Origin of the sequence: Pseudarthrobacter sp. PH31-O2 (assembly GCF_030063265.1) — a bacterium.
Classification (GTDB): Bacteria; Actinomycetota; Actinomycetes; order Actinomycetales; family Micrococcaceae; genus Arthrobacter.
The window spans coordinates 113,917-138,093 of record NZ_JASIST010000003.1 but is presented as its reverse complement, the minus strand read 5'-3'; the positions used below and the strand labels follow the sequence as shown (position 1 = coordinate 138,093).

Sequence of the window (24,177 nt, the reverse complement as noted above, 5' to 3'; positions counted from 1 at the left end):
CTGTTTGATGACGGGTTCTCCTCGCGGGCTATCTCATTCTGCCTTCTTCGGCGTGCCGGCGGAGCCTCCTGGGCACGATGACCAAGAGGATAAACAACACTGCAAGCAGCACCGCCCCGGCAGTGAGCCCCGCCGCCCGGCCCGCCGTGACATCGAAAATCAGGGCGGTGGTGCCGACGCTGAGCAGTCCGATGCCGGAGAGGGCAACTTTGGCGATCTTGTCCGCATTGGACACGAGGGCGGCCCGGAGATGCTGCCGAAACAGGCGCCGGTGCACGCTCACGGGCAAGAGGATCAGGGCTGTGGTGAGGGCGGCCAGCGACACGTTGGCAAGATAGAGGGACGTCTGGAACCTGTCCAATGTCTCAAACCTGGCCTGAAATGGCAGGGTCAGCAGAAAACCGGCGAGGAGCTGCACGCCGGTCTGCAGCACCCGCAATTCCTGGAGCAACTCCAACCAGTTGCGGTCGAGCTTCTCGATGGCGGATTCGGTCCGGTGCACCTGCGCGGCCAGGCCTGACGACGGCTCCGGCCCCGGCGCACGCATGGACGGTCGATCGGTCACGGCTGGGCCTCCGGGGGTATGCGAATCCGGCTGCGGCGGCAGCCATCACTCAACTTAGGCTTGAAGTGAAAGAAGTTCAAGCGAATGCTAAGGCTACTGATGAATTCCGGGTAGGGTGGAATTGGTGACTTCACGGTGCGATCCTCGCGGGTCCGGCGCCACGTCCTGGCCACGTGCCGTTGTCGAATAAGAATCCACGCAGTTCACATTTCCAGCACGGGAGGAACAGCATGACTCAGGAGAAACAGCAGGAACCGATTGAGGAAGCAGGCGGCTACGGCACGCCGACCGCGGAACAGGAACTGCCCGGCGGCGACACCACCAAGTTCGCCCAGCCGCGTGATGAAGAAGCGTTCGACGCCGCAGGACTCAGCCAGGACAGCCCGGACGGGGAGACCTACCCGGCCGGGGCCCCGAACCTGAGCCAGTTAGGTGCCGCAGACCAAGACAGTGCAGGAGAACCCGGGGCAGGACGCTTCGGAGGAACGGAGGAACAAATGAGTGCAGAAAACGCCAGCACCACACCTGGCTACGACGCCGACGCCGACGAGAATTCCGAGGCGGCGATGCCGTCCTCGGAGGCGGAAATGGACGAGACCAATACCGAACGGCCCGACGCCGGCCGGCCGTTCTCCTCGGAGCCCGGGCAGGACGCGGCGGGTCTGCCCGACGGATCGGGAACGGACCTGCCCGAGGACAAGGCACCGAAGGACCGCGACGGGGACAGCACGGAAGCGTTCGACGCCGGCTAAAGCCGCCGCCCGCAGACAGCGGGACCCTGGACAGCGAAGGCCGGGATCCGTGCACCTTGGGTGGTGTTCGGCTCCCGGCCTTTCGGCTGCAGGCGGCGGGCGAAGCGGCCGTTAGCGGCGCTTCTTCGGCGCGCGCCTGCCCGGCGTCGCCGCGGCGGGGGCCACAGTCTCGGTTTCGGGCTCGGCAACGGTACCCCGGGCCGTTGCGATGGCCTTCATGCCGTGGTAGATCACGAGGGCCGCGGCGGAGCCGAGGGCGATGCCGGTGAATTTCAGGTCGCCAATGGTCCAGGTGTAGTCGGCGATCCCGACGATGAGCGCGACGGCGGCCGTGGTCAGGTTTACCGGGTTGGCGAAGTTAACCTTGTTCTGCACCCAGATCTTGACCCCGAGGACGCCGATCATGCCATAGAGCATCGTCGCCGCCCCGCCCAGCACGCCCGCCGGGACGGTGGCGATGAGTTCGCCGAACTTCGGTGAGAAGCTCAACACGACTGCGAAAAGGCCCGCCACCCAGTAGGCCGCCGTCGAATAGACCTTGGTGGCGGCCATCACGCCGATGTTTTCCGCGTAGGTGGTGGTTCCGGAGCCGCCGCCGAAGCCAGCAAGCACAGTGGCAGCGCCGTCGGCCATCAGCGCACGCCCGGAGACGCCGTCGAGGTTCTGGCCGGTCATCGCGGACACGGACTTCACGTGGCCGATGTTCTCCGCTACGAGCACCAGGACCACCGGCACGAACAAGCCCACCACACCGAGGTGGAATTCCGGGGTCTGGAAGTACGGCAGCCCCACCCAGGCAGCGGAGTCCATCTTGGCGAAGTCCACTTCGCCGCGGATCATCGCCACGAAGTAGCCGAGCACTACGCCGACCAGGATGCTCAGCCGGCCCAGGATGCCGCGGAAAAAGACGCTGACGACGATGATCGTGGCCAGCGTGATGAGGGCGGTGATGGGGGCCGCATCGAAGTTGTTCTTCGCTGCGGGCGCGAGGTTGAGGCCGATCAGACCCACGATGGCGCCCGTCACGATGGGCGGCATCAGCCGGTTGATCCAGCCGGCACCGAACTTCTGCACCACGGCGCCGATGATGGCCAGCCCGGCTCCGGCCAGCACCACGCCGCCGAGGGCGCCGGCAACGCCGTACTGCTGCTGGGAGGCCATGATCGGCGCGATAAAGGCGAAACTGGACCCGAGGTAGCTCGGCACCTGGCCCCTGGTAATAACCAGGAACAGCAGGGTGCCGATACCGGAGAAGAACAGGGTGGTGGCCGGCGGCATGCCCGTGATGATCGGGACGAGGAAGGTGGCACCGAACATGGCGACGACGTGCTGCATCCCGATCCCGATGGTCAGCGGCCAGGCCAGGCGCTCATCGGGCTTCACAACCTCACCGGGGCGGACCGACCTGCCGTTGCCGTGGAGCTTCCATTTGGTACCGAGCATGCTCATTGCCGGGCCTTTCAGAGAATATGTGGCGTGGGGCGGGAAGGAATCTTCCGGAGCAACTTTACCGCGCCCCTGATTCCGGCCCGTGTCACCGCCGGCAGGTCCGTGCCGGAGGTCACAGGGCATTGCGGGAAGGAACGGCAAGAAGTTGAAGTTGCAACTAAAGACAGCACTCAGTGGCCGCCGACCCGGCGGGTACGCCAAGCGAAAAGGATGCCCATGACCATCGCCCATGACGAAGCAGTAATCGGCGCCGCAGCAGTGGACGCCATCTTTGCCGAGGCCCGCACCGCGAGCACGTTTACCGGTGAGGTCACTGACGAACAGGCCCGGGCCATCTACGAGCTGACCAAGTTTGGTCCCACCGCGTTCAACTCGCAGCCGCTCCGGGTGACGTACATCCGGTCTGAGCAAGCACGCGCGGCACTTGTCGAAACCCTTGCCCACGGCAACCGCGCCAAAACAGCCTCCGCGCCCCTTGTCGCCGTTCTGGGCTACGACACGTCTTGGCAGGAACAGTGGGAAAACTTCCTTCCCGGCTACAACGCGCCCAAAGCCATGTACGACGCCGCCCCGGACCTCGCCGCGGCCACCGGGAACAACAACGCCCACCTGCAGGCCGGCTACTTTATCCTCGCCGTCCGGTCCCTTGGCTTCTCCGCCGGACCCATGACAGGTGCAGACTTCACCGCTATCGATGCGGCGTTTTTCCCCGACGGCAGCCAAAGGAGCTTCCTGGTGGTTAATATCGGGCAGCCGGCCGCGGATGCCTGGGGTGCCCCGAAGCCGAAGTTCGCCTACGAGGACGTTGTCCGCACGCTCTGACGGGAAGCCGCCGGCGAGGGGGTGGTCCCGGCGGTGTCCAGGCGCGGAGGTGCCTCCGGCACCATGGGGGACAGGCCGGAGGCACTCGGGACGCAATTCTGCGGTTGAGCGCACGGCCGCATCCGGGGCCGCACCTGAGTTTATCCCTCCTGGGGGCCCTAAAACAGGGCCCAACGGCCGCAGGTGTGCCCGGTCAGGAAATGACGCCGTCCACCAGCGCCTTTGCCTCGGCTTGGACCTGCTTGAGGTGCTCCGCGCCCTTGAAGGACTCGGCATAGATTTTGTAAACGTCCTCGGTACCGGACGGACGGGCCGCGAACCAGGCGTTCTCCGTGACGACCTTAAGCCCGCCGATCGCCGCCCCGTTGCCCGGCGCCTCGGTCAGCTTGGCCGTGATTGTTTCACCTGCCAGTTCCGTGGCGGTAACGTCCGACGGCGACAGCTTGCCGAGTGCGGCCTTCTGCTCCCGGGTGGCCGCTGCGTCGATCCGTGCGTAGACCGGGTCGCCGAATTGTTCGGTGAGGCCCTGGTAGAGCTGCGACGGCGACTTGCCTGTCACCGCTGTGATCTCCGAGGCCAGCAGGGCCAGCAGGATGCCGTCCTTGTCCGTGGTCCACACGCTGCCGTCTTTTTTGTTGAACGATGCGCCGGCAGATTCCTCGCCGCCGAAGGCCCCCTCCCCGGACAGGAGCCCGGGGACGAACCATTTGAAACCGACCGGCACCTCAACCAGCTTGCGTCCCAGGCTTTCAGCCACCCGGTCGATGATGGATGAGGACACCAGCGTCTTGCCGATCACGGACTGCGGGTTCCAGCCGGTCCGGTGCCGGTACAGGTAGTCAATCGCAACGGCGAGATAGTGGTTCGGGTTCATCAGCCCGCCCTGTCCATCAACAGAGGGCGTCACGATGCCGTGCCGGTCGGCGTCGGCGTCATTTCCGGTGGCGACGTCGAAGGCAGCGGACCCGTCCGCACCAGCAGCCATCCTGTTGATCAGTGAGGCCATCGCCGACGGCGAGGAGCAGTCCATCCGGATCTTTTCATCCCAGTCGAGTGTCATAAAGGCCCACTGCGGGTCGACGGTGGGATTGACCACTGTGAGGTTCAGGTGGTGGCGTTCGCCGATCTCGCCCCAGTAGTCCACCGATGCGCCGCCCATCGGGTCGGCGCCGATCCGGACGCCCGCCTCCCGGATTGCATTGAGGTCCAGGACGGAGGGGAGATCGTCCACATAGCTGGACAGGAAGTCGAACTTGCCCGTGGTGCCGGCGCTCAGCGCCTCGGCGAGGGGAATCCGTTTAACGCCGCGCAGCCCGTTTTCCAGCAGTTCGTTGGCGCGGTTGGCGATCCAGCCGGTCGCGTCGGTGTCGGCAGGCCCGCCGTGCGGGGGGTTGTACTTAAACCCGCCGTCGCCGGGCGGGTTGTGGCTGGGGGTCACCACGATGCCATCAGCCTGGGGGGCGCCGGCGGCAGAGTTGTTGTTGTGCGTGAGGATCGCGTGGCTCAGCGCCGGGGTGGGTGTGTAGCCGTGCCGGGCGTCGATCAGCACGTGCACGCCGTTAGCCGCGAGCACCTCGAGGGCCGAATTCTGGGCTGGTTCGCTGAGCGCGTGGGTGTCCTTGGCCAGGTACAGGGGTCCGGTGATGCCCTGGCCTGCCCGGTACTCCACGATTGCCTGGGTGATGGCAAGGATGTGGGGTTCGTTGAAGGAGGCCTTCAGACTGGAGCCACGATGGCCGGAGGTGCCGAAGGCCACCCGTTGGCCCGGGTCCGTCAGATCGGGGGATACGTCGTAGTACGCATCCAGTAGCGCAGTGATGTCAACAAGGTCTTGGGGTTGGGCAACAGTGCCCGCGCGGCTAGCCATGGCACCAGCATGCCAGACCGAAGGGGCAGTCAACACGATTTCGGCGGATTGCGGCTCCTATGACGAAGAAATGGCCTGCCCGCGGAACAGCCCGGCGGTACTCTGGGTCTAGAGGCTTTAAGAGGGGAAATCCATGACCGAGCAGCCAAAACACGGCAACGGCGACACACCGGAGGGCTACGGTCCGGCGGCCACAGGGCAGGGACCGGGAGGGGGGCAGCACGGCTGGCCCGCCCCGGGCTACGGCCAGCCCGCCGCACCCTACGGCGCGCCCTATACTGCGGCACCGCAACAGCCGGACGGGCAGCCTCCCTACGGGCAGCCTCCCTACGGTCCGCCCGCCCCGTACGGTCCGCCCGCCCCGTATGGGCAGGCCGGCCCGTATGGGCAGGCCCGCGGCACGTTTAACGCCTACGGCCAGCCGGCATATTACGGGCTCCCCGCCGAACCCAAGGGCCTGAGCATTGCCAGCTTATGCTGCGGCATCGCCGCCCTTGTTGGGTTGGGATTTTTTATCCTGCCCCAGATTGCGGCCGTCATCCTGGGGCATCTGGCGCTGAGGCGCGAGCCCGGCGGAAAAGGCATGGCCATCGCCGGGCTTGTCCTGGGCTATGTGGGCATCGCCCTGACAGTCCTGGTGATCGTGATCATCTCGATCGTGGCCGGTAGTGTCCGCTACACCGGCGTTGCGGTCTGAAGTCCGGGCCAGCGGCCAACTAGGCCGTCAGCGCCGCCACCAGCGCGTCGGCGTTGGCTTCGAGCCACGCCGCGCGGCGGCCGATCAGCTCACCCACGCCGTCGTTCCACATCCGGGCCCAGCCGCCGCCGAGTGCCGCGGCGTTGTGCCGCATCCGTTCACGGCTCAGTGCCATGGCCTCGATGCCGACGGCCGGCAACCGCCGTCGTTCGCCGTCATCCCAGCCGTAGGCGTCGGCGAAGAGCCGGAGTCGACGGAACGGGTCTGTGCACTCCCAACCTGGCCAGAGGTCGGCCGGGTCGTGGAGCGGTGTCCAGTGCATCGCCGTATTAAAGGAATCCTTAAAGGCCGTTGAGGGCCCGGCAAGGTCGAAGTCCACCAGGCCCACCGCCACCCCGCCGCGGACCACAACATTTTGCGGCGTCACATCCAGGTGGCACACCAATGTGCGCCCGGCGCTGTCCGGACTGTCCGGCCGGACGGCTTTGGGCGGGAACGGGTGTTCCCTCGGGATGTAGCCGGACGAGGCCGTATGCAGTCGGCGCAGCATCCGGGCCACGGACACCAGCAGTTCCTCGGACTGCACCCATAACTCCGGAACGGACCCCGCGCACTGCCCGGGCACAAAGGTCAGGACGTCCCTGCCGGCCGCATCCCGGCCCAGGAACCGCGGCGAGGCGTCGAATTCCGCGTCTTCGAGCCAATCGAGGTATGCCGCGACGGCCAGTGACTGCGGCTGGTGCGGGCGGCGGATGGTTCCGCCCACCCGCACCACGCCGTCGGTGACATCGCCCGCCGGCATCAGTTCGACGTCGGACGCCTCGCCGGGGGCGGGGATGTAGACGCGGGACTCAATTGGCGGGCGATGCCTGGAGCTCATCGGCTCAGCGTACGCCGCCCATTAGCTTCTTGATCGCCGGCGAGGCAGCTGCCATGCCAACGGCCAGCAGCATGGCGGTCCCGCCGATGCCGATGAAGTACGGAAGTTCATCCTCCGGGTTGTACAAGCCGGCCAAAATGCCCGCCAGGGTGGTGCCCAGGGACACCGAGAGGAAGAACAGCGCCACCATCTGCGTGTGGAAGGCCTTGGGCGCCAGTTTTGTGGTTACCGACAGGCCGATGGGCGAAAGGAACAGTTCCGCGAGGGTAAAGAGGAACAGGATTCCCACAAGTGCCAGGAGCGGAGTTTTGCCTTCCCCAGCCAACGGAATAAAGGCCAGGAAGGCCAGCCCCATCACAAAGAGGCCGATCGAGAACTTCAGTGCCGAGCCGGGCTGCCTGCGGCCCAGCCGAGTCCAGAGTGCGGCCATAATACCGGCGAAGATGATGATAAACACCGGGTTGATGGACTGCACCCAGGCGGCCGGCATTTCCCAGCCGAACAGGTTGCGGTCCAGCTTCTCCTCCGAGTACACGGCGATGAAGGTGAACTGCTGCTGGAAGAGGGCCCAGAACGCGGCCGAGGCGATGTACAGCGGGATGAATGCCGCCACGCGCCGGCGTTCGGTGCCGTCCACCTTTTTGCTGCTGAAGATCAGGATGAAGTACAGCACCGAGGCGCCGATTGCGGCGTAGGCCATGGACATGGCAAGGTTTTGCGCGTTCACAGCGCCGGTGGCGAGCAGCGCAGCTATGACGGCGGCAATGCCGGCGAAGACTATGCCGTACTTGGTGCGCTCCGCAGCGGGCAGCGGGTTGGCCACACGCTGGGATTCCTCGGGCAGCTTCTTGCGGCCCAGGGCGTAGACGCCGAGGCCCAATGCCATCCCGACGGCGGCGGCGCCGAAGCCCCAATGGAATCCCTGGCTTTCCTGCAGCCAGCCTGTGACCAGCGGGCCGATCAGGGCGCCGGCGTTGATGCCCATGTAGAAGATAGAGAAGCCGGCGTCGCGGCGTTCGTCCTTCTCCCGGTAGAGACTGCCAACCAGCGCGGTGGCATTGGCCTTCAGGCCGCCGGAACCGACACCCACCAGCACGAGGCCGGCGATGAGGCCGGGAATGCCGGGGACCAGGGCCAGGGCGATGTGCCCGGCCATAATCATCACGGCGGAGCCGAACAGTACCCGCTCCGAACCGAAGAGCCGGTCCGCGAGCCAGGCGCCGAGGATGGTGGAGAGGTACACCCCGCCGCCGTAGGCGCCGACGAGGCTGGCGGCGAGGCCCTGTTCAATCTCCAGGCCGCCCTGGGCAGCCGTGAAGTACATGTAGTAGAGGAGGATGCCTTGCATTCCGTAGAAGGAGAAGCGCTCCCACATTTCTACGGAGAAGAGGCTGGCCAGCATCTTTGGGTGGCCAAAAAAGGAGGTATCGCCCGGCGTTGTAGCGGGGGGATCAGTTAAATGAGTTGTGCTCATTTACTTAATGCTGACAGTGTGTCGCGGGATTGTCACATTCGCGGCGCCCCGGGGCAAGTCATTTCGGGGTGCGCTGTCACTGGATGACGTTTCCGATGCGGCGTTTGGGACCCGGTAGCCTCACCCGGTGGGAACGGCGGGTGGGGGCAGGCTACCCGGCGTCGAACATGATGACTTGGCGGACCGCTTTTCCGTCGGCCAGCTGGTCCATGGCCTGGTTGATGTCCGCCAGTGCGATGCGGGACGAAATCAGCTCCTCGACCGGCAGTTTTCCTTCCCGCCAGAGCTGGGCGTACTTCGGAATATCCCGGGACGGCACTGCTGAGCCAAGGTAGCTGCCGACGATGGTCCGGGCCTCCGCCGTGATGGTCAGGGGCGAGATCTGGGCGCGCGCGTCCGGGTGCGGCAGGCCCGCGGTGATGGTGGTGCCGCCCACAGCGGTGGCGGCGAAGGCGGTCTCGAAGGCGCGCGGGTTACCGGCGCATTCGATCACGTACCGGGCCTTGATGCCCTCCGCCAGGACCTGCTGCGGGGTGTAGGTCTCGTGGGCGCCCAGACGGCGGGCGTGTTCGAGCTTTTCCTCGAGCGTGTCCACGGCGACGATCCGCGAGACCCCCTGCGAAACCGCGGTGATCAGCGCGGCCATACCAACGCCTCCGAGCCCCACGATCATCACACTGTCCTGCGGCCGGGGCCGGGCCGCGTTCAGCACCGCACCGCCGCCGGTCAGCACGGCGCAGCCGAGGACGGCGGCGACGTCCGCCGGGATGTCATCATCGACCGGGACGGCCGAGGCGCGGTCCACAACGGCGTGGGTGGCGAAGCCGGAGACGCCCAGGTGGTGGTAGATCTTTTCGCCGCCGCGGCCCAACCGCATCGATCCGTGCAGGAGGGTACCTTCGCCGTTGCTCCTGGAACCAGCGGTGCAGGGGAGCCGCCCATCTTCCCCGCAATTCGGGCACCGTTCGCAGCGGGGCAGGAAGGACATCACAACACGCTGGCCGGGCGCCAGGTCCTTGACCTCCGAGCCGACCTCGACGACGCGTCCCGCAGCCTCATGCCCCAGCAGCATCGGCACCGGGCGCACCCGGTTCCCGTCCACAACGCTCAGATCCGAGTGGCAGATGCCGGCGGCTTCGATCTTCACCAGGACCTCGGTGGGCCCCGGACCGTCCAGCTCCAGCTCGGAGATGGTGATGGGCTTGGAGTCAGCGAAAGGGCGGGGGCGCCCGATTTCCTCGAGTACAGCACCGGTGATCTTCATTGTTCCCTTTCAGTTGGGAGCCTTCAGAGAGTGGACATGTCCTGGCGTTGACCAGCTCCACCGTATCGGCCGCGTCCGCGGAAATCATCCCGGCTCATCCCGGCGGGAGGCTAGAAGCCCAGCTGTGTGGCAAGTTGCAGCAGCAGGGCCTCGGAGCCCATCGGCCCGATCAGCTGGATTCCCATCGGCAGCCCCGAGCCGGCCGCGCCGCCGGTCCAGTGCACCGGAAGGGTGATCGCGGGCAGCCCGCATACGTTTACCATCGAGGACCACGGTGCATACTCGCACTGCTTGCGGTAGTCGCCGTCAGCGTCTCCGGCCCATTCGGCCGCTGGCCAGTAGCCGTTGCCGTGGGCAGTTCCGGTGAACCAGCCAACCGGACGGGGGGTCTGGGCCAACGCCGGCGTCAGGATAAGGTCCCAGCCGGTGTATTGGGCGATCGTGTCCCGCTGGAACCGGCGCAGGAACGCGAGGGATTCGGCGAGTTTCGCGGGACTCCGCTGCTGGGCCCGGCGCCGGAAGGTCCGGGTGAGGGGCGTCAGGAGCGCCTCGCGCTGGGGCAGGATCCGGGCGCTGCCGACGGCGGCGGTCCAGGCCGTGGTGAACGCATCCGGGTAGCGGTTGTCGTAGCGGATGGAGGCATCGGAGGTCTCGTGGCCCGCTGCTTCGAGCAACCGGACGCCTTCAGCAAGTGCGTCGAGGGCCTCGGGGTCCGGGGTGAAGGGGAAAATCGTCTGCCACGGGCTGTCCAGGCTGACGCCAACGCGCAGTGTCCGTGGTTTTCGCGCTGAGTCTTCCAGGTAGCCCGGTGCGCCCTCCCGGCGGACCCGCTGCGGACCGGCGGGCTTGAGCGCGTCCAGCAGCAGGGCAGCGTCGGCGGCCGAGCGGGCCAGCGGACCGGAGACGACGAGCCCCGCGGCGTCCCCCGTGCTTTCCCCCGCGGGAACCAGCCCCCGCCCCGGTTTGAGTCCCACGAGTCCGCAGGCGGCAGCCGGAATGCGGACCGAGCCGCCGCCGTCGGATCCCGGCGCGAACGGCACCAGGCCGGCGGCCACCGCAGCTGCACTTCCACCGGAGGATCCGCCCGAGCTGCGGCTGAACGCATGCGGGTTGCGGGAGGGCGGCGCGATCCGGTTCTCGCTGTAGGCCGTCAGCCCGAACTCCGGCACCTGCGTTTTCCCCAGCGAGACCACGCCCGTGCCTTTGAGCTTGGCAGCTAGGGCGCCGTCGAGCAGGGCGGGTTTATGCTCCAGCGCTGCGCTGCCGTGGGTGGTGATAACTCCGGCGACGTCTGTCAGGTCCTTAAACGCCACCGGCACCCCGTGCAGCAGCGGCAGCCCGGCACCGTCCCGGGCGGATCGGGCGTAGCGGTCATCGGCCGCCGCCGCGTCGACCATCCCCTGCTCGGCCGTGACGGTGATAAACGCGCCAAGGTGCGGGTTTATCGCCGAAATGCGGTCCAGGAAGTGGCCGGCGGCCTGCCGCGCCGACAGTTCGCCCCCGCGAAGGGCATCGCGCAGCTCGACGGCGGTCAGTTCATGGATTTCAGCCAAGGGAACGCGGCTCCAGCGCTCGCCCGGCCGCCCTGGCCCTCGGCTTCGGTGCACCTGCCCACTCCCCGGGCCCACGGGCGGACACGTTGGGCGTATGCCCAGGCCCCGCATCCGGGGGAGGACATGCGCGCGGGTGGGAACTGGACATGTCCCCTGTGCCAGTGGGTCTCCGGTGCGCCATCCCAGAAGCGTAACCTGCCGCCGGGTAGGGGTGCGGCGCTGGCCGGTGGCGATACGCTGAAGGTTGACCATTCATTCTGCGGAAGGACGACCATGAGCGACTTTGACACAGTGACCGTGTCCGACATCCCGGAAGGGGCCCGGATCCTCGACGTCCGCGAAGACTACGAGTGGGTGGCGGGCCACGCGGCCGGCGCCCTCCACATCCCGTTGGACCAGCTCCCGGCGCGGCTTGAGGACCTCGACCCGGACGAGGACGTTTTTGTTATCTGCCGCACCGGTGGCCGTTCCTTGCGCGCCGCCCAGTGGCTATCCGGACAGGGGTATTCCGCCCTGAATGTGGCCGGCGGCATGGACCAGTGGCTGGAAACCGGAATGCCGCTGGTGTCCGACAACGGACTCAAGCCCGTCATCCTGTAGCTGAAGAAAGAAGCGCCGATGCCCGCATCACCTGTGACGTATACCTTCCTCGGACCCGCGGGCACCTTCACCGAGGCTGCCCTGATGCAGGTTCCCGATGCTGCGGAAGCAATCCGTATTCCGTCCTCGAACGTCAACTCGGCGCTGGATAAGGTCCGCGACGGCTCTGCCGACGCCGCCATGGTGCCGATCGAGAACTCCGTGGAAGGCGGCGTCACGGCAACCCTGGACGCAATCGCCACCGGACAGGAACTCCGGATCCTGCGCGAAGCCCTGGTATCGATCAGCTTTGTGCTGGTGGCCCGGCCCGGCACCCGGATTGAAGATATCCGCCGGATCTCCACCCACGGCCACGCCTGGGCGCAGTGCCGGCTGTGGGCAGAAAAATATATTCCTAATGCTGAATATATCCCGGGTTCCTCCACCGCTGCAGCGGCGATGGGCTTGCTCGAAGGCGATATCCACTACGACGCCGCCATCTGCGCCCCGATTGTGGCCGCGAAGCAGCCAGGACTCCACGTCCTGGCGGAGAATATCGGGGACAACCCGGGTGCGGTGACACGCTTTGTGCTGGTCGGCCGGCCCGGCCGGCTGACCGAACCCACCGGCGCGGACAAGACCACGGTCGTGGTTCCGCTGCCCGAAGACCGCCCCGGTGCATTGATGGAAATCCTTGACCAGTTCGCGACCCGCGGCGTGAACCTGAGCCGGATCGAATCACGGCCTACCGGCCAATACCTTGGCCACTACTTCTTCAGCATTGACGCCGACGGACACGTGGCGGATGCCCGGGTTGCAGATGCCCTCGCCGGCCTGCACCGGATCAGCCCGGCAACCCGTTTCCTCGGGTCTTACGGACGCGCGGACGGCCAGCGCACCACAGTGGAGCCACACACCTCGGACCAGGCCTTCCGTGCCGCCCATGCCTGGGTAAAAGACATACTCTCGGGAGCATCAGTGGTGCCGGTATATACGTCGGGCGCTTCGCCCACAGCGTAGACAAATGCCGCATGCCGCACTTCCGCCCCTCTGCAACTGTGCGTATGCTTGCCTGATCCATATTGGGGAAGTCCGCTACGAGGGAGCAGGTTATGGCAGATACCAGCCTTGAAAATGACGGCCAGGGAATGATCGTGAACCCGAAGCCGACCGCTGACAATCAGGACTGGGACGGCGACGACGCCGACCGTGCAGACCGGCTGCGCTTCGAAGAGGAGCAGGCAATGATCCGGGAGCAGTCCGAGGCGCGCGCGGCCAAGGCTGCCGCGGAGGCGAAAAAGTCCGCAGCGGCGGCGACGGAAACCAGCGCCTAGCCTTGCTCGGTGCCGTTCTTGACGCGGACGAGCAGCGAGCCCGGGGCAACCTGTACGGTGACCTTCGTGGCCTCTCCGGACGGATCGCCGTCGACCTGTGTGGGCATTGGTTCCGGACAGCGGATGATGATCTTTCCGGAGCGGTAAAACGCCATCACCGGCAGGTTTCTCTTGTGTTTGAGCACAATCTTCCAGTACATCGCCAGCCAGCCGATCGCACTGCGCGGGCTCATCACCACCACGTCGAGCATCCCGTCATCAATCATCGCCTGCGGGATGAAATCAATCCCGCCGGGGATCAACCCGCAGTTCGCGAACAGTACGCTGCGGATCTTCCGGCTCTGCTCCGGCTGGTCGTCCAGTGAGATGGTCACCTTCTTGCGGCGGCCCGGGAGATGCCGGACCCCCGCTTCGGTGTAAGCCAGCCAGCCCACAGCCTTCTTGAGCCCGTCATTGGTGTCGCCGATGACCTCTGCGTCCATTCCGATGCCGGCGATGACCAGGAAGGTGTGTTCCGCCGATTCGTTGGTGCGGGCGTTCTCCACCGTCATCCGCGCCGTATCAATAAAGCGTTGCTGACCGAACAGGGCAGTCTGGACGCTCGCGCGCAGGTCGCCCACGTCCAGGTGGATGTTGCGGGCCAGCAGGTTGCCGGTGCCGAGCGGGATCAGGCCCATGGCGGTTTCCGTGCCGGCCAGAATGTCCGCCACCACCCGGACCGTGCCGTCGCCGCCGCCCACCAGTACGACGTCGGCGCCGGACTGGACAGCGGCCCGCGCCTGCGAGAAGCCCGGGTCCGCGGCAGTAGTTTCGTAAAACTGCGGCGGCGCCCAGCCCGCTGCTGCGCACGCATTCGCTATCAGTGTCCGGGCTTCGCCTGATCGGGCCTTGATCGGGTTCATCACCACTGCGACCTTCTGCTGGCCCAGGCCTGGGCTGTGCGTTTCCTCCGACACGGTGCTGCGGCTGTGCCTGGCTTTGAGCTTGCGCACTCCCCACCAGCTGGAGGCGGCAAACGCCAGAACTCCAGCGATGACGAGATAGAGCAGCCAGTCACGCATTGTGCTCCAACACTATCCCGCCGGTGGGCGGTGATTTGGTTGCCCGGTGCAGGCGCCCGGATTGGATACTCTTATCAGGTGATCGACGTAAAAGACCTCAGCGAAAATCCGGACACGTTCCGGGCCAGCCAGCGCGCCCGCGGTGCCGATGAATCCGTGGTGGACGCGATCATCGCAGCGGACTCGACCCGGCGTGCGGCCCTGATCCGCTTCGAGAACCTCAGGGCCGAGCAGAATGTCTTCGGAAAGAGGGTGGCGCAGGCCAAGGGCGAGGAGAAGCAGGCCCTGCTGGCCGAGGTCAAGGTCCTCGCCGGTGAGGTCAAAGCAGCATCGGTTGAGGCCGACGTCGCACAGTCCGCTCACGAGGAACTGCTGCGCGGCATTCCCAACCTCATCGAGGACGGTGTCCCAGCGGGCGGGGAAGACGACTACATCGTCCTCAAGGCCGTCGGCACCCCCCGCGAATTTAACGACTTCGAGCCGAAGGACCACCTGGAAATCGGTGAGCTGATCGGCGCCATCGACATGGAGCGCGGTGCCAAAGTATCCGGTTCGCGCTTCTACTTCCTGCGCGGGGCCGGGGCGCGGCTGGAAATGGCGCTGCTGCAGATGGCCATGGAGCAGGCCATCGACGCAGGCTTTGTGCCGATGATCACCCCGACGCTGGTGCGCCCGGAGACCATGCAGGGCACCGGATTCGACGTTAAGCACGACGCCGAGATTTACCGGCTCGCGGAGGACGATCTGTACCTCGTGGGCACCTCCGAAGTGGCCCTTGCCGGCTACCACGCCGATGAAATCCTGGACCTCTCCAAGGGTCCGATCCGCTTCGCCGGGCAGAGTTCGTGCTACCGGCGTGAGGCTGGCTCGCACGGCAAAGACACCCGCGGCATCATCCGGGTCCACCAGTTCAACAAGGTGGAGATGTTCGTCTACACCACGGTCGAGGAAGCTGCGGCCGAGCACGCCCGGCTCCTAGCTTGGGAAGAGGAGATGCTGGCCAAGTGCGAGCTGCCCTACCGGGTGATTGACACCGCAGCCGGTGACCTCGGCAACTCCGCGGCGCGCAAGTTCGACTGCGAGGCCTGGGTTCCGACGCAGGGGGCGTATCGCGAGCTGACCTCGACTTCCAATTGCACCACGTACCAGGCGCGCCGGCTCAACATCCGCGAACGTGTGCTGAACGGGGACGGCGCCCCCAAGGGCACCCGTGCGGTCGCCACGCTCAACGGCACCCTGGCCACCACCCGCTGGATCGTGGCCATCCTGGAGCACCACCAGAACCCGGACGGCTCCGTTAACATCCCGCAGGCACTGCAGAAGTATCTCGGCGGCATGACGGTCTTCCCGGTCATCTGAGCCGACTGCGCCCGGCCCGGGTTCCGCCGCGTGCGGCGGAACCCGGGGTCAACAGCTGTTCACCCCGGGTTTACCACCCGTTGTGGCCTGCGTCCTAGCGGGTGTCAGGGGTGTCTGCTCTACTTGTTAGATGACAACAATGACTGAAACTTCAGTCGCCGGCAACGATGACCGGCGAGACACTAACCAGAACAACACCGCAGGCCACAAGCTGATGGTTGCGCTCGACGTCGACGGCACCCTCGTGGACCACGACGGCCATATGTCCGTTCCCGTCCGCGAAGCCGCCCGGGACGTTGTGGCGGCGGGCCACCACGTGACCATCGCGACGGGGCGGTCGCTGAATGCGACCCTGCCCATCATTGAACATATCGGCATTGAAAACGGCTATGCGGTCTGCTCCAACGGCGGCGTCACGTTGCGTCTGGATTCCGGCCTGTCCGAGGGCTACGAGATCATGCACAAGGCAACCTTCGACCCCGGGCCCGCGCTCAGAGCACTGCGCAAGCGGCTGCCCTCGGCAAAGTATGCGCTGGAGGATGCGGACGGCAACTTCCTCTCCACCGAGCGCTTCCAGGACGCCAGTTTCGGCGTTGAGGCCATTGGCGTGGACTTCCAGACCTTGCTGGAAGCCACTGCCGTGCGCGTTGTTGTCTTCAGCACCGAAAACACGCCCGAAGAGTTCAACACCGCCATCCGCCACATCGGCCTCGCCGGGGTGACCTACTCGGTGGGCTGGACGGCGTGGCTGGACATCGCCGCCGCCGGAGTCACCAAGGCGAGTGCGCTCGAGCAGCTCCGCGGACGGCTGAGCGTCGAGCCGCACCACACCGTTGCCGTCGGCGACGGCCGCAATGACATCGAGATGCTCGGCTGGGCCGCGCGCGGCGTCGCCATGGGCCAGGCGCCCGAGGAGGTCATCGCCGCCGCAAACGAGGTCACCCACTCCGTGTATAACGACGGTGCCGCCCACGTGCTGCGCAGCCTGCTGCCCTAGCCGGGCCGGGCGGGGTGTCAGCGCGCTTCGAGGATGAGGCCCAGGAGCCTGGCCGCGGCGGGACGCGCCGCGTGTTCCTCATTCCACTGCGCGCGCGCCACTGCCTTGCTGACAGCCTGGGTGGTAATCCCGAGTTCCTCAGCCACCGCCTTTTGCTGTCCGCGAACCCCGGGGGTCAGCAGGTCCAGCACCCGCCACTCGGCCAGGCTGCGGTCGTGCACGATCTGACCGAGCAGCCGCAGGACGGCTTCCGACTCCGCGGCGAGGTCTGCAAGCGGGCCTTCGACGGCCACCGGGATCCGGTCCTTGCCGTTGCGCAGCCGGTCCACGGCCCGGCGGGCATAAATGAGGCCGTGACCGGAGGCGTCCTTGATCTGGTTCGGCAGGGGTTCATTGACCGGGCCGACACCGATGCCGACGTACCAGCTGCCTGTCCGCAGGGAGATCATCGCCGCTTCGACGGCCTGCAGGGGACAGTCCACAATGCCCTGGACCTCATCCTCGACCGAGCGGTCGAAGTCCAGGCGCGCCGGGATGTGCCGCAGGTCCTTGAGGAGCTGGGGCACGCAATCGCCGTCGCGCCGGCTGTCGGTTTGGTTGATCGTCAGCGTGAACATTCTGGATCCACACTACCCGGTGGAATGCGTCAGGCAAGAGCGCCAAAGCGGTGCCGGCGGGACGGCGCGCCGGCACAAAAGGAGACTGGTTCCAGTGCCGGCTGCGGCGGCTGCGGAGGCCCGGAAAGCAGCTGATCCTGACCGTTGGTTTCGGCCGGATCAGCTTTAGGACCCCGGCCGCAGTTCTCCGGCGGCTCAGACGGCGCGGTAGCGCAGGGCGCCAGGAATCCCGCCGCGGCGCCCGAGGCCCTCCCCGGCGGCAAAACGGGCCCACACGGCGCGGAGCTCCCTGCCCTGGGCGTTAATTTCCGCCCAGTCGGCACCTGCGAGCAGCCCCGCCCCTTCCCAGGTCTTTTGGTCTCCGAACAGCAGGGGCAGGTCTACTGTGTGCGCGGCACCATAGACGTTTCCGGGCGCGGCCCAGGACAGCACATAACTGTAGGCCGTGCCGCCGGCCCGGGCGTGCCGCCTGGCGAACTTCCTGGCGGACCTGCCATACACGGCCTCGGTGACGGCCCAGTTGATGCCCCGCACGATGGCGGCCCCGAGCAGCGGGACCTTGGCCACGGCGCTGACGGTGCGGTTGCGCGGCAGGAACATCCGGGCTTCCTCGGAGGTGTGTCCGATCAAAACCTCAATCCCGGCAGCAGTGTTGTTCCATGCGTCCTCGATCGCGGATTCCCGCGGCAGCGGGGCGTGCCCGTACTGGGTGCCGAACGGCATGGCTGCTTTCAGCCCGAACTTCCGGGCCACCTGCGAAACGTGCCCCTCGATCTCGACAACTTCCATCGCCGGTGTGTCCTTTGTGACGGTTTGCGCCGCGATGCCCATCGCGTGGCTCATCTTTTCCCGACCCCGGGTAATGCCGAGGGGTGCGCTCTGAATAATGGCCCGCCGGAAGAGGGCGGGGGCTTCCGCCGTTGCCATCAGATGGGCGACGGCGTCCCCGCCGGCGGACTGTCCGAAGGCCGTGACATTTGCCGGGTCGCCGCCGAAGGCGCTGATGTTGCGCTGGACCCAGCGGAACGCCTCAAGCTGGTCCAGGAGGCCCAGGTTCGCGGGCCGTCCGGTGCCGCTTGCCAGGTAACCAAACAGGCCCAGCCGGTAGGTCACGGACACCACGATCACGCGGTTTTCGGCCACAAGGGACTTGGGGTCGAAGATCGCCAAGTCCCCGGAGCCGGACGTGTAGGACCCGCCATGGAGCCACACCATCACCGGCACACGCTCGTGCGCAGTGAGCCCGGCCGGCATGGTGATAGAGAGCCGCTGGCAGTCCTCGCTGCCGGGAAGCTCCCCGTAGCGGGTGCCGAGGATCTCATCCAGGAAAGGGACCGGAGCCTGCGGGCACGCCGGCGAAAGGGACGTCGCCGCGAGGACAGCGGTCCGGTCAGGTACAGGCACCGGCGGCTGGAACCGTCCGGCGCTGGCATAGGGAATTCCGCTGGCACGCAGCACCTCGCCGTCCCGCCATCCGGTGACCGGACCGCTGGGTGGGCTAAAGGCAGGATCGTCGTTCATGAGCCAACAATTTCACACATTCCTGACCCGCCACTGACAGGCCAACGTAGTTTGCGCTGCGCTTGGCTCTGCGCTGAAACGGCAAACGCGGGGCCGGTGACAGCCACATCCGGAAGCCGGATGGGCGGTCAACGACCCCGCGTTGGAGTTCCGGAACGTTAGTGCGTGTGGGGAACGTAACGCTTGATCGACGCCTCAAGCTCGGCTTCGGCGGCAGCACGGTCGCCCCAGCCCTCAGCCTTGACCCACTTGCCCGGCTCCAGGTCCTTGTAGCGGGTGAAGAAGTGCTCGATTTCCCGGATCAGGAATTCACTGACGTCGGTGATCTCGTTGATGTGATCGAAGCGGGCATCGGTGGGGACGCAGAGCACCTTCGCGTCGCCGCCGCCGTCGTCGGTCATGTTGAACACGCCGATGGGGCGTGACTCGACGATAACGCCGGGGTGCAGGTCGAAGTCCTGCAGCAGCACAAGGGCGTCCAGCGGGTCGCCGTCTTCGCCCAGGGTGTTCTCGAAAAACCCGTAGTGCGTGGGGTACTGCATGGAGGTGAACAGGACGCGGTCCAGGCGGACGCGGCCGGTCTTATGGTCGACTTCGTACTTGACGCGTGATCCCTTGGGGATCTCGATTGTCACGTCATGCTTCATGGAATACTCCTTGACGAATTCAGGGGTGCGCGGTTTTCAGGGGTGCGCGGCACACACTCACAGGAGGTTGCCGGTGCCGCCGACTACTATTGAGGATATAGCGAGAGGCGCTGGTTTCAGGAACTAGTGGGGACATTTCGGGACTAAAGGACCAGTAGCAGGATGAAACGCAGAACGAGCCGGCCGGGCGCGCGGCCGGCGACCGGGCCGCTTCGGCGGAACCTTCCGCTGCTGCTCCAGACCCTATTGGTGGCGGCGCTCGCCCTCCCTGCCGGCGTCGCGCTGGCACCGGCGTTCCGCGGCCCCGCGTCTTCCGCGGCCACGGGCGAAAATACCCCGACCTGGCAGCAGGTCCCCGGTACGCTGGCCCCCCGCGGCGGCACCGCCGCCGGCAGCGGCGGCATCGAACCGCTCACTGCCGCCGCCCCTCGCCCGGCACCGGGTGACCTCGCTGCGCAACTGAACGAAACCCTCAAGACCGACGGTGCCGGGGACTTTACCGGTATGGTGCAGGATGCCCTCACCGGGGACGTATTATTCGACCGTTCCGGCGACGCGGTCCGCGTTCCCGCCTCCAACATGAAGCTGCTCACGGCCGCCGCTGCCCTGCGCACCCTCGGACCGGAGCGCCGCTTCAGCACCAGGGCAGTGGCGGGCAGTGCCCCCGGAACTGTGGTGCTCACCGGCGGCGGGGACGTGCTGCTCGGCGCCGGGGAATCGGTGCCCGACGCCGTGCTGGGCCACGCCGGACTCGCTACCTTGGCACAGTCCACGGTCCGGGCGCTGGAGGCCGGGAACGTCACCGGTCCCTTGACGGTGCAACTTGACGACTCCCTGTTCACCGGCCCCGCTCTGAACCCGGCCTGGAGCCCGGAGGATGTTGCCGCGGGTGAGGTAGCGCCGCTGTTTCCGCTGGCACTGAACTCCGCCCGGTTCGACCCGGCCAGCACCACCGGGCCCCGCCCGCAGGACGCCGCGATGACCGCCGCCGAAGCCTTTTACGCCCAGCTTTCGACGGCGGCTGCAGCGGCCGGGCTCTCGGTGGCGCCCGGCGTTGGACGGGTCCCCGCGGCAACTGCCGAAGGCGATGCTGAAGCCCGGGTCCTGGCCGAGGTCCAGTCAGCGACTGTCGGCCAGCAGGTGGACCTGCTGCTGCGCACCTCGGACAACTACCTCGCCGAGACGATGGGCCGGATGGCGGCAACCGCGGCCGGTAAACCCGGCAGTAACGACGGCGCCGTCGCGGCCGTTCTGGAGCAGCTCGACGACCTGGAGATCCCTGCCGGCACACTGCGCGCAGCTGACGTCTCCGGCCTGGCCCTGGACAACCAGGTGTCCGCCCGCCAGCTTGCCGGGGTGGTTCGGGCCATCACGTCGGGCACGGACACCCGGCTGCGGTCCGCTCTGGCCGGATTTCCGGTCGCCGGGCTCACCGGAACGCTGGGGGACCGGTACATGGATGCGGCCACGGCGCGCGGCGCGGGCCTGGTCCGGGCCAAAACCGGCACGCTGAACACCGTCCTTGCGCTAAGCGGCTACGTGGTGGACGCCGACGGCAGGCTCCTGGTGTTTTCCTTCATTGGCAACGGACTGACGCCGGGGGCGGCGAATAAGGCCGTGCTGGACCGCGCCGCGTCCGTCCTGGCCGGGTGCGGCTGCCGCTGACGCGCGCGGCCGTTCGCCGGCCGACGAATTTAAGGCGCATTGTCAGTCCGCTGTGATCTGATGGAGCCTATGGAGTCCTCTGCCGGCGCGACGTCACCCCAAGTCCAAGCCCTCATCAACTGGGAGCTGGCCGCTTCCACTGCCGCCCGGCTCACACCCGCCGGACCTATCCTGGCAGCGGCGGACATCGAAGCCGCCGTGGACAACCTGCGCCTGATGGCGGACATTTCGGTCCCGCACGTCCATAGCATCACCGGTCTCGATGCCGCCCGCGACCTCCGTGACTCCTCGGTCCTGGTGGTGGACCGCGCCTCTTGGGCCAAGGCCAATACCCAGAGTTTCGCCGTAATGCTGCAACCGGCGATGGAAAAGATGCTGGAGGGCCGCCGCGGGACCCTCAACCCCGGCGCGGCCAGTGTCAGCGGGGCCATTACGGGCGGCCAGCTGGGGGCGATCCTCGCGTTCCTCTCCAGCAAGGTCCTGGGCCAATATGACCCCTTCTCGGCCCTGGCCGAGAACTCCACCGCGCCCGCCGCCGGGCGGCTGCTCCTCGTCGCCCCGAACATCATCTCCGTCGAACGCGAAATTAACGTCGAACCCGAGGATTTCCGGCTGTGGGTCTGCCTGCACGAACAAACCCACCGGGTGCAGTTCGCCGCCGCGCCCTGGCTTCGGCATCACATGCTGGACGAGATCGAAAGCCTCAGCGGCCAGCTGCTTGGCAACGTCGACTCCCTGATGGAACGGGCCTCCGCCGCAGCGAAGTCGCTCAAGGACCGCACCGCGTCCGGCGCCGCGCCCAGCCGGGGGGCCATCCTTGACCTGCTGCAGAACCCCGAGGAAAAGGCCGCGATCTCACGCCTGACCGCCCTGATGAGCTTGCTGGAAGGGCACGCCAACGTGGTGATGGATGCTGTCGACGCCAGCATTGTGCCCTCCGTGAAGACCATCCGGCAGCGCTTTAACACCCGGTCGAAGGACCGCGGCGTGATTGAGAAGTTCATCCGCAACCTGCTCGGGCTGGACGCGAAGATGCGCCAGTACAGCGACGGTTCGAAGTTCGTGCGCGAAGTAGTGGACGTGGCCGGCATGGAGGGGTTCAACAAGGTCTGGGAGTCCGCGGAACACCTGCCCAGCGAGACAGAAATTCACAACTCCAGGCTCTGGCTCGAACGGATGGGGCATTAGTTCCGTGACGCCCAGTCCTGCCTCCAGCGAACGACGCCGGCCGGGCCGGCTGGCGCCAGTCGTCGGCACGGCACGGAAAATGCTGCAGGAGTCGCTGGGTGCAGCAGGATACCCCGAGCGGATCCTGGTCGCCTGCAGCGGCGGACCCGACTCACTGGCCCTCGCGGCGGCCGCTGCCCACTTCGGCCGCCGCGGCCACGTGGACGGACATCCCGTTTCCGTGGGCGCCGTGGTGGTGGACCACCAGCTGCAGCCCGGCTCCGCCGGTGTTGCCGCTGCCGCCGCCGCGACCCTGCGGGATCTGGGCCTCTCGCCGGTACACGTCAAGGCCGTCGAGGTCGCTTCCACCGGGGTGGGCCCGGAGGCAGCCGCCCGGGACGCCAGGCACGCAGCTTTGAACGCCGCTGCAGCTGAGGACGGCGCCGGCGCCATCCTCCTCGGCCATACCCTCGATGACCAGGCCGAACAGGTACTGCTTGGGCTCGCCCGCGGTTCCGGGACGCGCTCCCTGGCGGGGATGCGGCCCGCCCGCGACAAGCTGTTACGGCCCTTCCTGGGGCTGCGCCGCGCCGACACCCTCGCAATCTGCGCGGCTGAGGGGCTTGAGCCATGGCACGATCCGAGCAACGTGGATCCCGCGTTTGCACGGTCACGGACCCGGGTCGAGGTGCTTCCGCTGCTTGAGCAGAAGCTTGGTCCGGGCGTTGCCGAGTCGCTGGCACGGACCGCGGCGATCCTGCAGCTGGACGCCGACTACCTAGAGGACGTGGCGAATGACACCTTCCTCAGCCTCCGGGAACAATCCGGAACAACCATCAGCCTCCCGGAGGAAGCCCTGCGCGGGCTCGCGCCGGCCATCAGGTTCCGGGTCATCGCCAAGGCCGCGGCCGCCGTCGGAGGCCAGCAGCCCAGCTACCAGCGGCTGCTCGCCGCAGAAGCCCTCCTCCGGCGGCGGGGATCGGCCGGTCCCGTGGAGCTTGCCGGCGGGGTCAACGTCTACCGGCTCCCGCTCGTCCAACTGCTCGCCGAAGGGCCGTCCGGGCCCGGAAGTGTTCCCCGCGGGGCGGCCCGCTGTGGGAAGCTTGTATTCCGGCCTCAAAAACCGCCCCAGATATAGTCGCCCCCGCATCTACACAGGAGTTATTGGTGGATTCAAACGACGTCCAGGCAGATCTTAAGCACGTTCTGTACTCCAAGGAGCAGATCCAGACCCGGATCACCGAACTGGCTGCCCAGATCGACAAGGACTATGAAGGCCGCGATCTGCTGATCGTCGGCGTGCTCAAGGGCGCAGTGATGGTCATGGCCGACCTCGCCCGCGCACTCCACAGCCACGTTTCGATGGACTGGATGGCCGTCTCGTCCTACGGCTCCGGCACGCAGTCCTCCGGCGTGGTCCGCATCCTCAAAGACCTGGACACGGACCTCATGGGCAAGGACGTCCTGATCGTCGAGGACATCATCGACTCCGGCCTGACCCTGTCCTGGCTCAAAACCAACCTGGAATCCCGTGGCACGGCCTCCGTGGAAATCTGCACCGCATTCCGCAAGCCCACGGCTTTGAAGGTCCAGATCGACGTCAAGTACGTCGGCTATGACATCCCCAACGAGTTCGTGGTCGGTTACGGCCTGGACTACGCCGAGAAGTACCGGAACCTGGACTTCGTCGGAACGCTCGCGCCGCACGTCTACGAGTAGCACACCGACGCTGGGGACACCGCAAAGCTCCGCCCCGGGCCCGGCCATCCCCGGCCCCGCTACGCCCTCAGGGAACTTTTGCACTTCACCGTGCGTGAGCTACAGCGACGGTGTATAGCTAGAAGCTGACGCAGCACCACACGCGCGCAGATCGGTCGCCGTGCAGCACTACCAGGAGGGACGGGGCC

At 66.8% G+C, this 24,177-nt stretch carries 23 protein-coding genes; 12 read left to right on the top strand and 11 right to left on the bottom strand.

Annotated features, from left to right (window positions below):
- Positions 1-28 precede the first annotated feature (28 nt).
- Positions 29-547 carry a DUF6328 family protein gene (locus QMG72_RS06575; RefSeq protein WP_256446425.1) on the bottom strand — a complete coding sequence of 173 codons (519 nt, stop codon included), beginning with the start codon at positions 545-547 and terminating at the stop codon, positions 29-31.
- Between the two features lie 248 nt (positions 548-795).
- On the opposite strand from QMG72_RS06575, the gene QMG72_RS06570 reads away from it, so the two are divergent.
- Complete coding sequence (locus QMG72_RS06570; RefSeq protein WP_226773104.1) at positions 796-1,317, top strand: hypothetical protein; 522 nt, start codon at positions 796-798, stop codon at positions 1,315-1,317.
- Between the two features lie 111 nt (positions 1,318-1,428).
- Here the strand turns inward: QMG72_RS06570 and QMG72_RS06565 are convergent, their stop codons facing one another.
- The gene (locus tag QMG72_RS06565; RefSeq protein WP_226773103.1) at positions 1,429-2,766 is read right to left on the bottom strand and encodes a uracil-xanthine permease family protein; all 1,338 of its coding nucleotides are present in this window, start codon (positions 2,764-2,766) and stop codon (positions 1,429-1,431) included.
- 216 nt (positions 2,767-2,982) lie between these two features.
- On the opposite strand from QMG72_RS06565, the gene QMG72_RS06560 reads away from it, so the two are divergent.
- Positions 2,983-3,588, top strand: a complete 606-nt coding sequence (locus QMG72_RS06560; protein WP_226773102.1) for a malonic semialdehyde reductase — start codon at positions 2,983-2,985, stop codon at positions 3,586-3,588.
- A gap of 193 nt (positions 3,589-3,781) precedes the next feature.
- Here the strand turns inward: QMG72_RS06560 and pgm are convergent, their stop codons facing one another.
- A complete protein-coding gene (pgm, locus tag QMG72_RS06555; protein WP_226773101.1) occupies positions 3,782-5,455 on the bottom strand; it encodes a phosphoglucomutase (alpha-D-glucose-1,6-bisphosphate-dependent) in 1,674 nt (557 codons plus the stop codon).
- A gap of 133 nt (positions 5,456-5,588) precedes the next feature.
- On the opposite strand from pgm, the gene QMG72_RS06550 reads away from it, so the two are divergent.
- Positions 5,589-6,152 carry a DUF4190 domain-containing protein gene (locus QMG72_RS06550; RefSeq protein ID WP_282359480.1) on the top strand — a complete coding sequence of 188 codons (564 nt, stop codon included), beginning with the start codon at positions 5,589-5,591 and terminating at the stop codon, positions 6,150-6,152.
- A 19-nt stretch (positions 6,153-6,171) separates the two neighbouring features.
- On the opposite strand, the gene QMG72_RS06545 is transcribed toward QMG72_RS06550, so the two are convergent.
- From QMG72_RS06545 to QMG72_RS06530, 4 genes are all read right to left on the bottom strand, one after another.
- Positions 6,172-7,032, bottom strand: coding sequence for a phosphotransferase (locus QMG72_RS06545; RefSeq protein WP_282359481.1), 861 nt, complete (start codon positions 7,030-7,032; stop codon positions 6,172-6,174).
- A 4-nt stretch (positions 7,033-7,036) separates the two neighbouring features.
- Positions 7,037-8,506 (bottom strand): peptide MFS transporter, encoded by a 1,470-nt coding sequence (locus QMG72_RS06540; RefSeq protein WP_226773098.1) that lies wholly within the window; start codon positions 8,504-8,506, stop codon positions 7,037-7,039.
- Positions 8,507-8,657: 151 nt separating this feature from the next.
- On the bottom strand, positions 8,658-9,770 hold the full coding sequence (locus QMG72_RS06535) for an alcohol dehydrogenase catalytic domain-containing protein (RefSeq protein WP_282359482.1): 1,113 nt from the start codon (positions 9,768-9,770) through the stop codon (positions 8,658-8,660).
- Positions 9,771-9,880: 110 nt separating this feature from the next.
- Positions 9,881-11,323, bottom strand: a complete 1,443-nt coding sequence (locus QMG72_RS06530) for an amidase (protein WP_282468054.1) — start codon at positions 11,321-11,323, stop codon at positions 9,881-9,883.
- Positions 11,324-11,596: 273 nt separating this feature from the next.
- On the opposite strand from QMG72_RS06530, the gene QMG72_RS06525 reads away from it, so the two are divergent.
- The 3 genes from QMG72_RS06525 to QMG72_RS06515 all read left to right on the top strand — a co-directional run bounded on the left by QMG72_RS06525 (position 11,597) and on the right by QMG72_RS06515 (position 13,236).
- On the top strand, positions 11,597-11,923 hold the full coding sequence (locus tag QMG72_RS06525; protein ID WP_226773821.1) for a rhodanese-like domain-containing protein: 327 nt from the start codon (positions 11,597-11,599) through the stop codon (positions 11,921-11,923).
- 18 nt (positions 11,924-11,941) lie between these two features.
- A complete protein-coding gene (gene pheA, locus QMG72_RS06520) occupies positions 11,942-12,922 on the top strand; it encodes a prephenate dehydratase (protein WP_226773822.1) in 981 nt (326 codons plus the stop codon).
- A gap of 92 nt (positions 12,923-13,014) precedes the next feature.
- The gene (locus QMG72_RS06515; RefSeq protein ID WP_226773823.1) at positions 13,015-13,236 is read left to right on the top strand and encodes a hypothetical protein; all 222 of its coding nucleotides are present in this window, start codon (positions 13,015-13,017) and stop codon (positions 13,234-13,236) included.
- On the opposite strand, the gene QMG72_RS06510 is transcribed toward QMG72_RS06515, so the two are convergent.
- Positions 13,233-14,297, bottom strand: coding sequence for a diacylglycerol/lipid kinase family protein (locus tag QMG72_RS06510; protein WP_226773824.1), 1,065 nt, complete (start codon positions 14,295-14,297; stop codon positions 13,233-13,235). The genes QMG72_RS06515 and QMG72_RS06510 overlap by 4 nt on opposite strands.
- A 78-nt stretch (positions 14,298-14,375) precedes the next feature.
- Between QMG72_RS06510 and serS the strand changes: the two genes are divergently transcribed.
- On the top strand, positions 14,376-15,656 hold the full coding sequence (gene serS / locus QMG72_RS06505) for a serine--tRNA ligase (RefSeq protein WP_226773825.1): 1,281 nt from the start codon (positions 14,376-14,378) through the stop codon (positions 15,654-15,656).
- Between the two features lie 130 nt (positions 15,657-15,786).
- Positions 15,787-16,653, top strand: a complete 867-nt coding sequence (locus QMG72_RS06500) for an HAD family hydrolase (RefSeq protein WP_226773826.1) — start codon at positions 15,787-15,789, stop codon at positions 16,651-16,653.
- A gap of 17 nt (positions 16,654-16,670) precedes the next feature.
- On the opposite strand, the gene QMG72_RS06495 is transcribed toward QMG72_RS06500, so the two are convergent.
- The 3 genes from QMG72_RS06495 to QMG72_RS06485 form a co-directional block, all read right to left on the bottom strand.
- Positions 16,671-17,270 carry a MarR family transcriptional regulator gene (locus QMG72_RS06495; RefSeq protein ID WP_226773827.1) on the bottom strand — a complete coding sequence of 200 codons (600 nt, stop codon included), beginning with the start codon at positions 17,268-17,270 and terminating at the stop codon, positions 16,671-16,673.
- A gap of 195 nt (positions 17,271-17,465) precedes the next feature.
- Complete coding sequence (locus QMG72_RS06490; protein ID WP_226773828.1) at positions 17,466-18,791, bottom strand: carboxylesterase family protein; 1,326 nt, start codon at positions 18,789-18,791, stop codon at positions 17,466-17,468.
- Between the two features lie 158 nt (positions 18,792-18,949).
- The gene (locus QMG72_RS06485) at positions 18,950-19,438 is read right to left on the bottom strand and encodes an inorganic diphosphatase (RefSeq protein ID WP_226773829.1); all 489 of its coding nucleotides are present in this window, start codon (positions 19,436-19,438) and stop codon (positions 18,950-18,952) included.
- Positions 19,439-19,600: 162 nt separating this feature from the next.
- Between QMG72_RS06485 and dacB the strand changes: the two genes are divergently transcribed.
- The 4 genes from dacB (at position 19,601) to hpt (ending at position 23,989) form a co-directional block, all read left to right on the top strand.
- Complete coding sequence (dacB, locus tag QMG72_RS06480) at positions 19,601-21,103, top strand: D-alanyl-D-alanine carboxypeptidase/D-alanyl-D-alanine endopeptidase (RefSeq protein ID WP_226773830.1); 1,503 nt, start codon at positions 19,601-19,603, stop codon at positions 21,101-21,103.
- 60 nt (positions 21,104-21,163) lie between these two features.
- Positions 21,164-22,291 carry an Rv3626c family coenzyme F420 biosynthesis-associated protein gene (locus QMG72_RS06475; protein ID WP_396021230.1) on the top strand — a complete coding sequence of 376 codons (1,128 nt, stop codon included), beginning with the start codon at positions 21,164-21,166 and terminating at the stop codon, positions 22,289-22,291.
- A gap of 79 nt (positions 22,292-22,370) precedes the next feature.
- Positions 22,371-23,408 (top strand): tRNA lysidine(34) synthetase TilS, encoded by a 1,038-nt coding sequence (tilS, locus tag QMG72_RS06470; RefSeq protein WP_226773897.1) that lies wholly within the window; start codon positions 22,371-22,373, stop codon positions 23,406-23,408.
- 29 nt (positions 23,409-23,437) lie between these two features.
- The gene (gene hpt, locus QMG72_RS06465; protein WP_226773832.1) at positions 23,438-23,989 is read left to right on the top strand and encodes a hypoxanthine phosphoribosyltransferase; all 552 of its coding nucleotides are present in this window, start codon (positions 23,438-23,440) and stop codon (positions 23,987-23,989) included.
- The last annotated feature ends 188 nt before the right edge of the window (positions 23,990-24,177 follow it).

What these genes read in the sequence shown, in the direction of transcription:
- pheA (WP_226773822.1), top strand. Translation starts at nt 11,942, where the DNA reads ATGCCCGCATCACCTGTGACGTATACCTTCCTCGGACCCGCGGGCACC.
- QMG72_RS06510 (WP_226773824.1), bottom strand. Translation starts at nt 14,297, where the DNA reads ATGCGTGACTGGCTGCTCTATCTCGTCATCGCTGGAGTTCTGGCGTTT.
- QMG72_RS06575 (WP_256446425.1), bottom strand. Translation starts at nt 547, where the DNA reads ATGCGTGCGCCGGGGCCGGAGCCGTCGTCAGGCCTGGCCGCGCAGGTG.
- QMG72_RS06560 (WP_226773102.1), top strand. Translation starts at nt 2,983, where the DNA reads ATGACCATCGCCCATGACGAAGCAGTAATCGGCGCCGCAGCAGTGGAC.
- QMG72_RS06540 (WP_226773098.1), bottom strand. Translation starts at nt 8,506, where the DNA reads ATGAGCACAACTCATTTAACTGATCCCCCCGCTACAACGCCGGGCGAT.
- QMG72_RS06475 (WP_396021230.1), top strand. Translation starts at nt 21,164, where the DNA reads ATGGAGCCTATGGAGTCCTCTGCCGGCGCGACGTCACCCCAAGTCCAA.
- QMG72_RS06550 (WP_282359480.1), top strand. Translation starts at nt 5,589, where the DNA reads ATGACCGAGCAGCCAAAACACGGCAACGGCGACACACCGGAGGGCTAC.
- QMG72_RS06490 (WP_226773828.1), bottom strand. Translation starts at nt 18,791, where the DNA reads ATGAACGACGATCCTGCCTTTAGCCCACCCAGCGGTCCGGTCACCGGA.
- QMG72_RS06495 (WP_226773827.1), bottom strand. Translation starts at nt 17,270, where the DNA reads ATGTTCACGCTGACGATCAACCAAACCGACAGCCGGCGCGACGGCGAT.
- QMG72_RS06500 (WP_226773826.1), top strand. Translation starts at nt 15,787, where the DNA reads ATGACAACAATGACTGAAACTTCAGTCGCCGGCAACGATGACCGGCGA.
- QMG72_RS06515 (WP_226773823.1), top strand. Translation starts at nt 13,015, where the DNA reads ATGGCAGATACCAGCCTTGAAAATGACGGCCAGGGAATGATCGTGAAC.
- QMG72_RS06535 (WP_282359482.1), bottom strand. Translation starts at nt 9,770, where the DNA reads ATGAAGATCACCGGTGCTGTACTCGAGGAAATCGGGCGCCCCCGCCCT.
- QMG72_RS06525 (WP_226773821.1), top strand. Translation starts at nt 11,597, where the DNA reads ATGAGCGACTTTGACACAGTGACCGTGTCCGACATCCCGGAAGGGGCC.
- QMG72_RS06565 (WP_226773103.1), bottom strand. Translation starts at nt 2,766, where the DNA reads ATGAGCATGCTCGGTACCAAATGGAAGCTCCACGGCAACGGCAGGTCG.
- pgm (WP_226773101.1), bottom strand. Translation starts at nt 5,455, where the DNA reads ATGGCTAGCCGCGCGGGCACTGTTGCCCAACCCCAAGACCTTGTTGAC.
- dacB (WP_226773830.1), top strand. Translation starts at nt 19,601, where the DNA reads ATGAAACGCAGAACGAGCCGGCCGGGCGCGCGGCCGGCGACCGGGCCG.
- QMG72_RS06545 (WP_282359481.1), bottom strand. Translation starts at nt 7,032, where the DNA reads ATGAGCTCCAGGCATCGCCCGCCAATTGAGTCCCGCGTCTACATCCCC.
- QMG72_RS06570 (WP_226773104.1), top strand. Translation starts at nt 796, where the DNA reads ATGACTCAGGAGAAACAGCAGGAACCGATTGAGGAAGCAGGCGGCTAC.
- tilS (WP_226773897.1), top strand. Translation starts at nt 22,371, where the DNA reads ATGCTGCAGGAGTCGCTGGGTGCAGCAGGATACCCCGAGCGGATCCTG.
- QMG72_RS06485 (WP_226773829.1), bottom strand. Translation starts at nt 19,438, where the DNA reads ATGAAGCATGACGTGACAATCGAGATCCCCAAGGGATCACGCGTCAAG.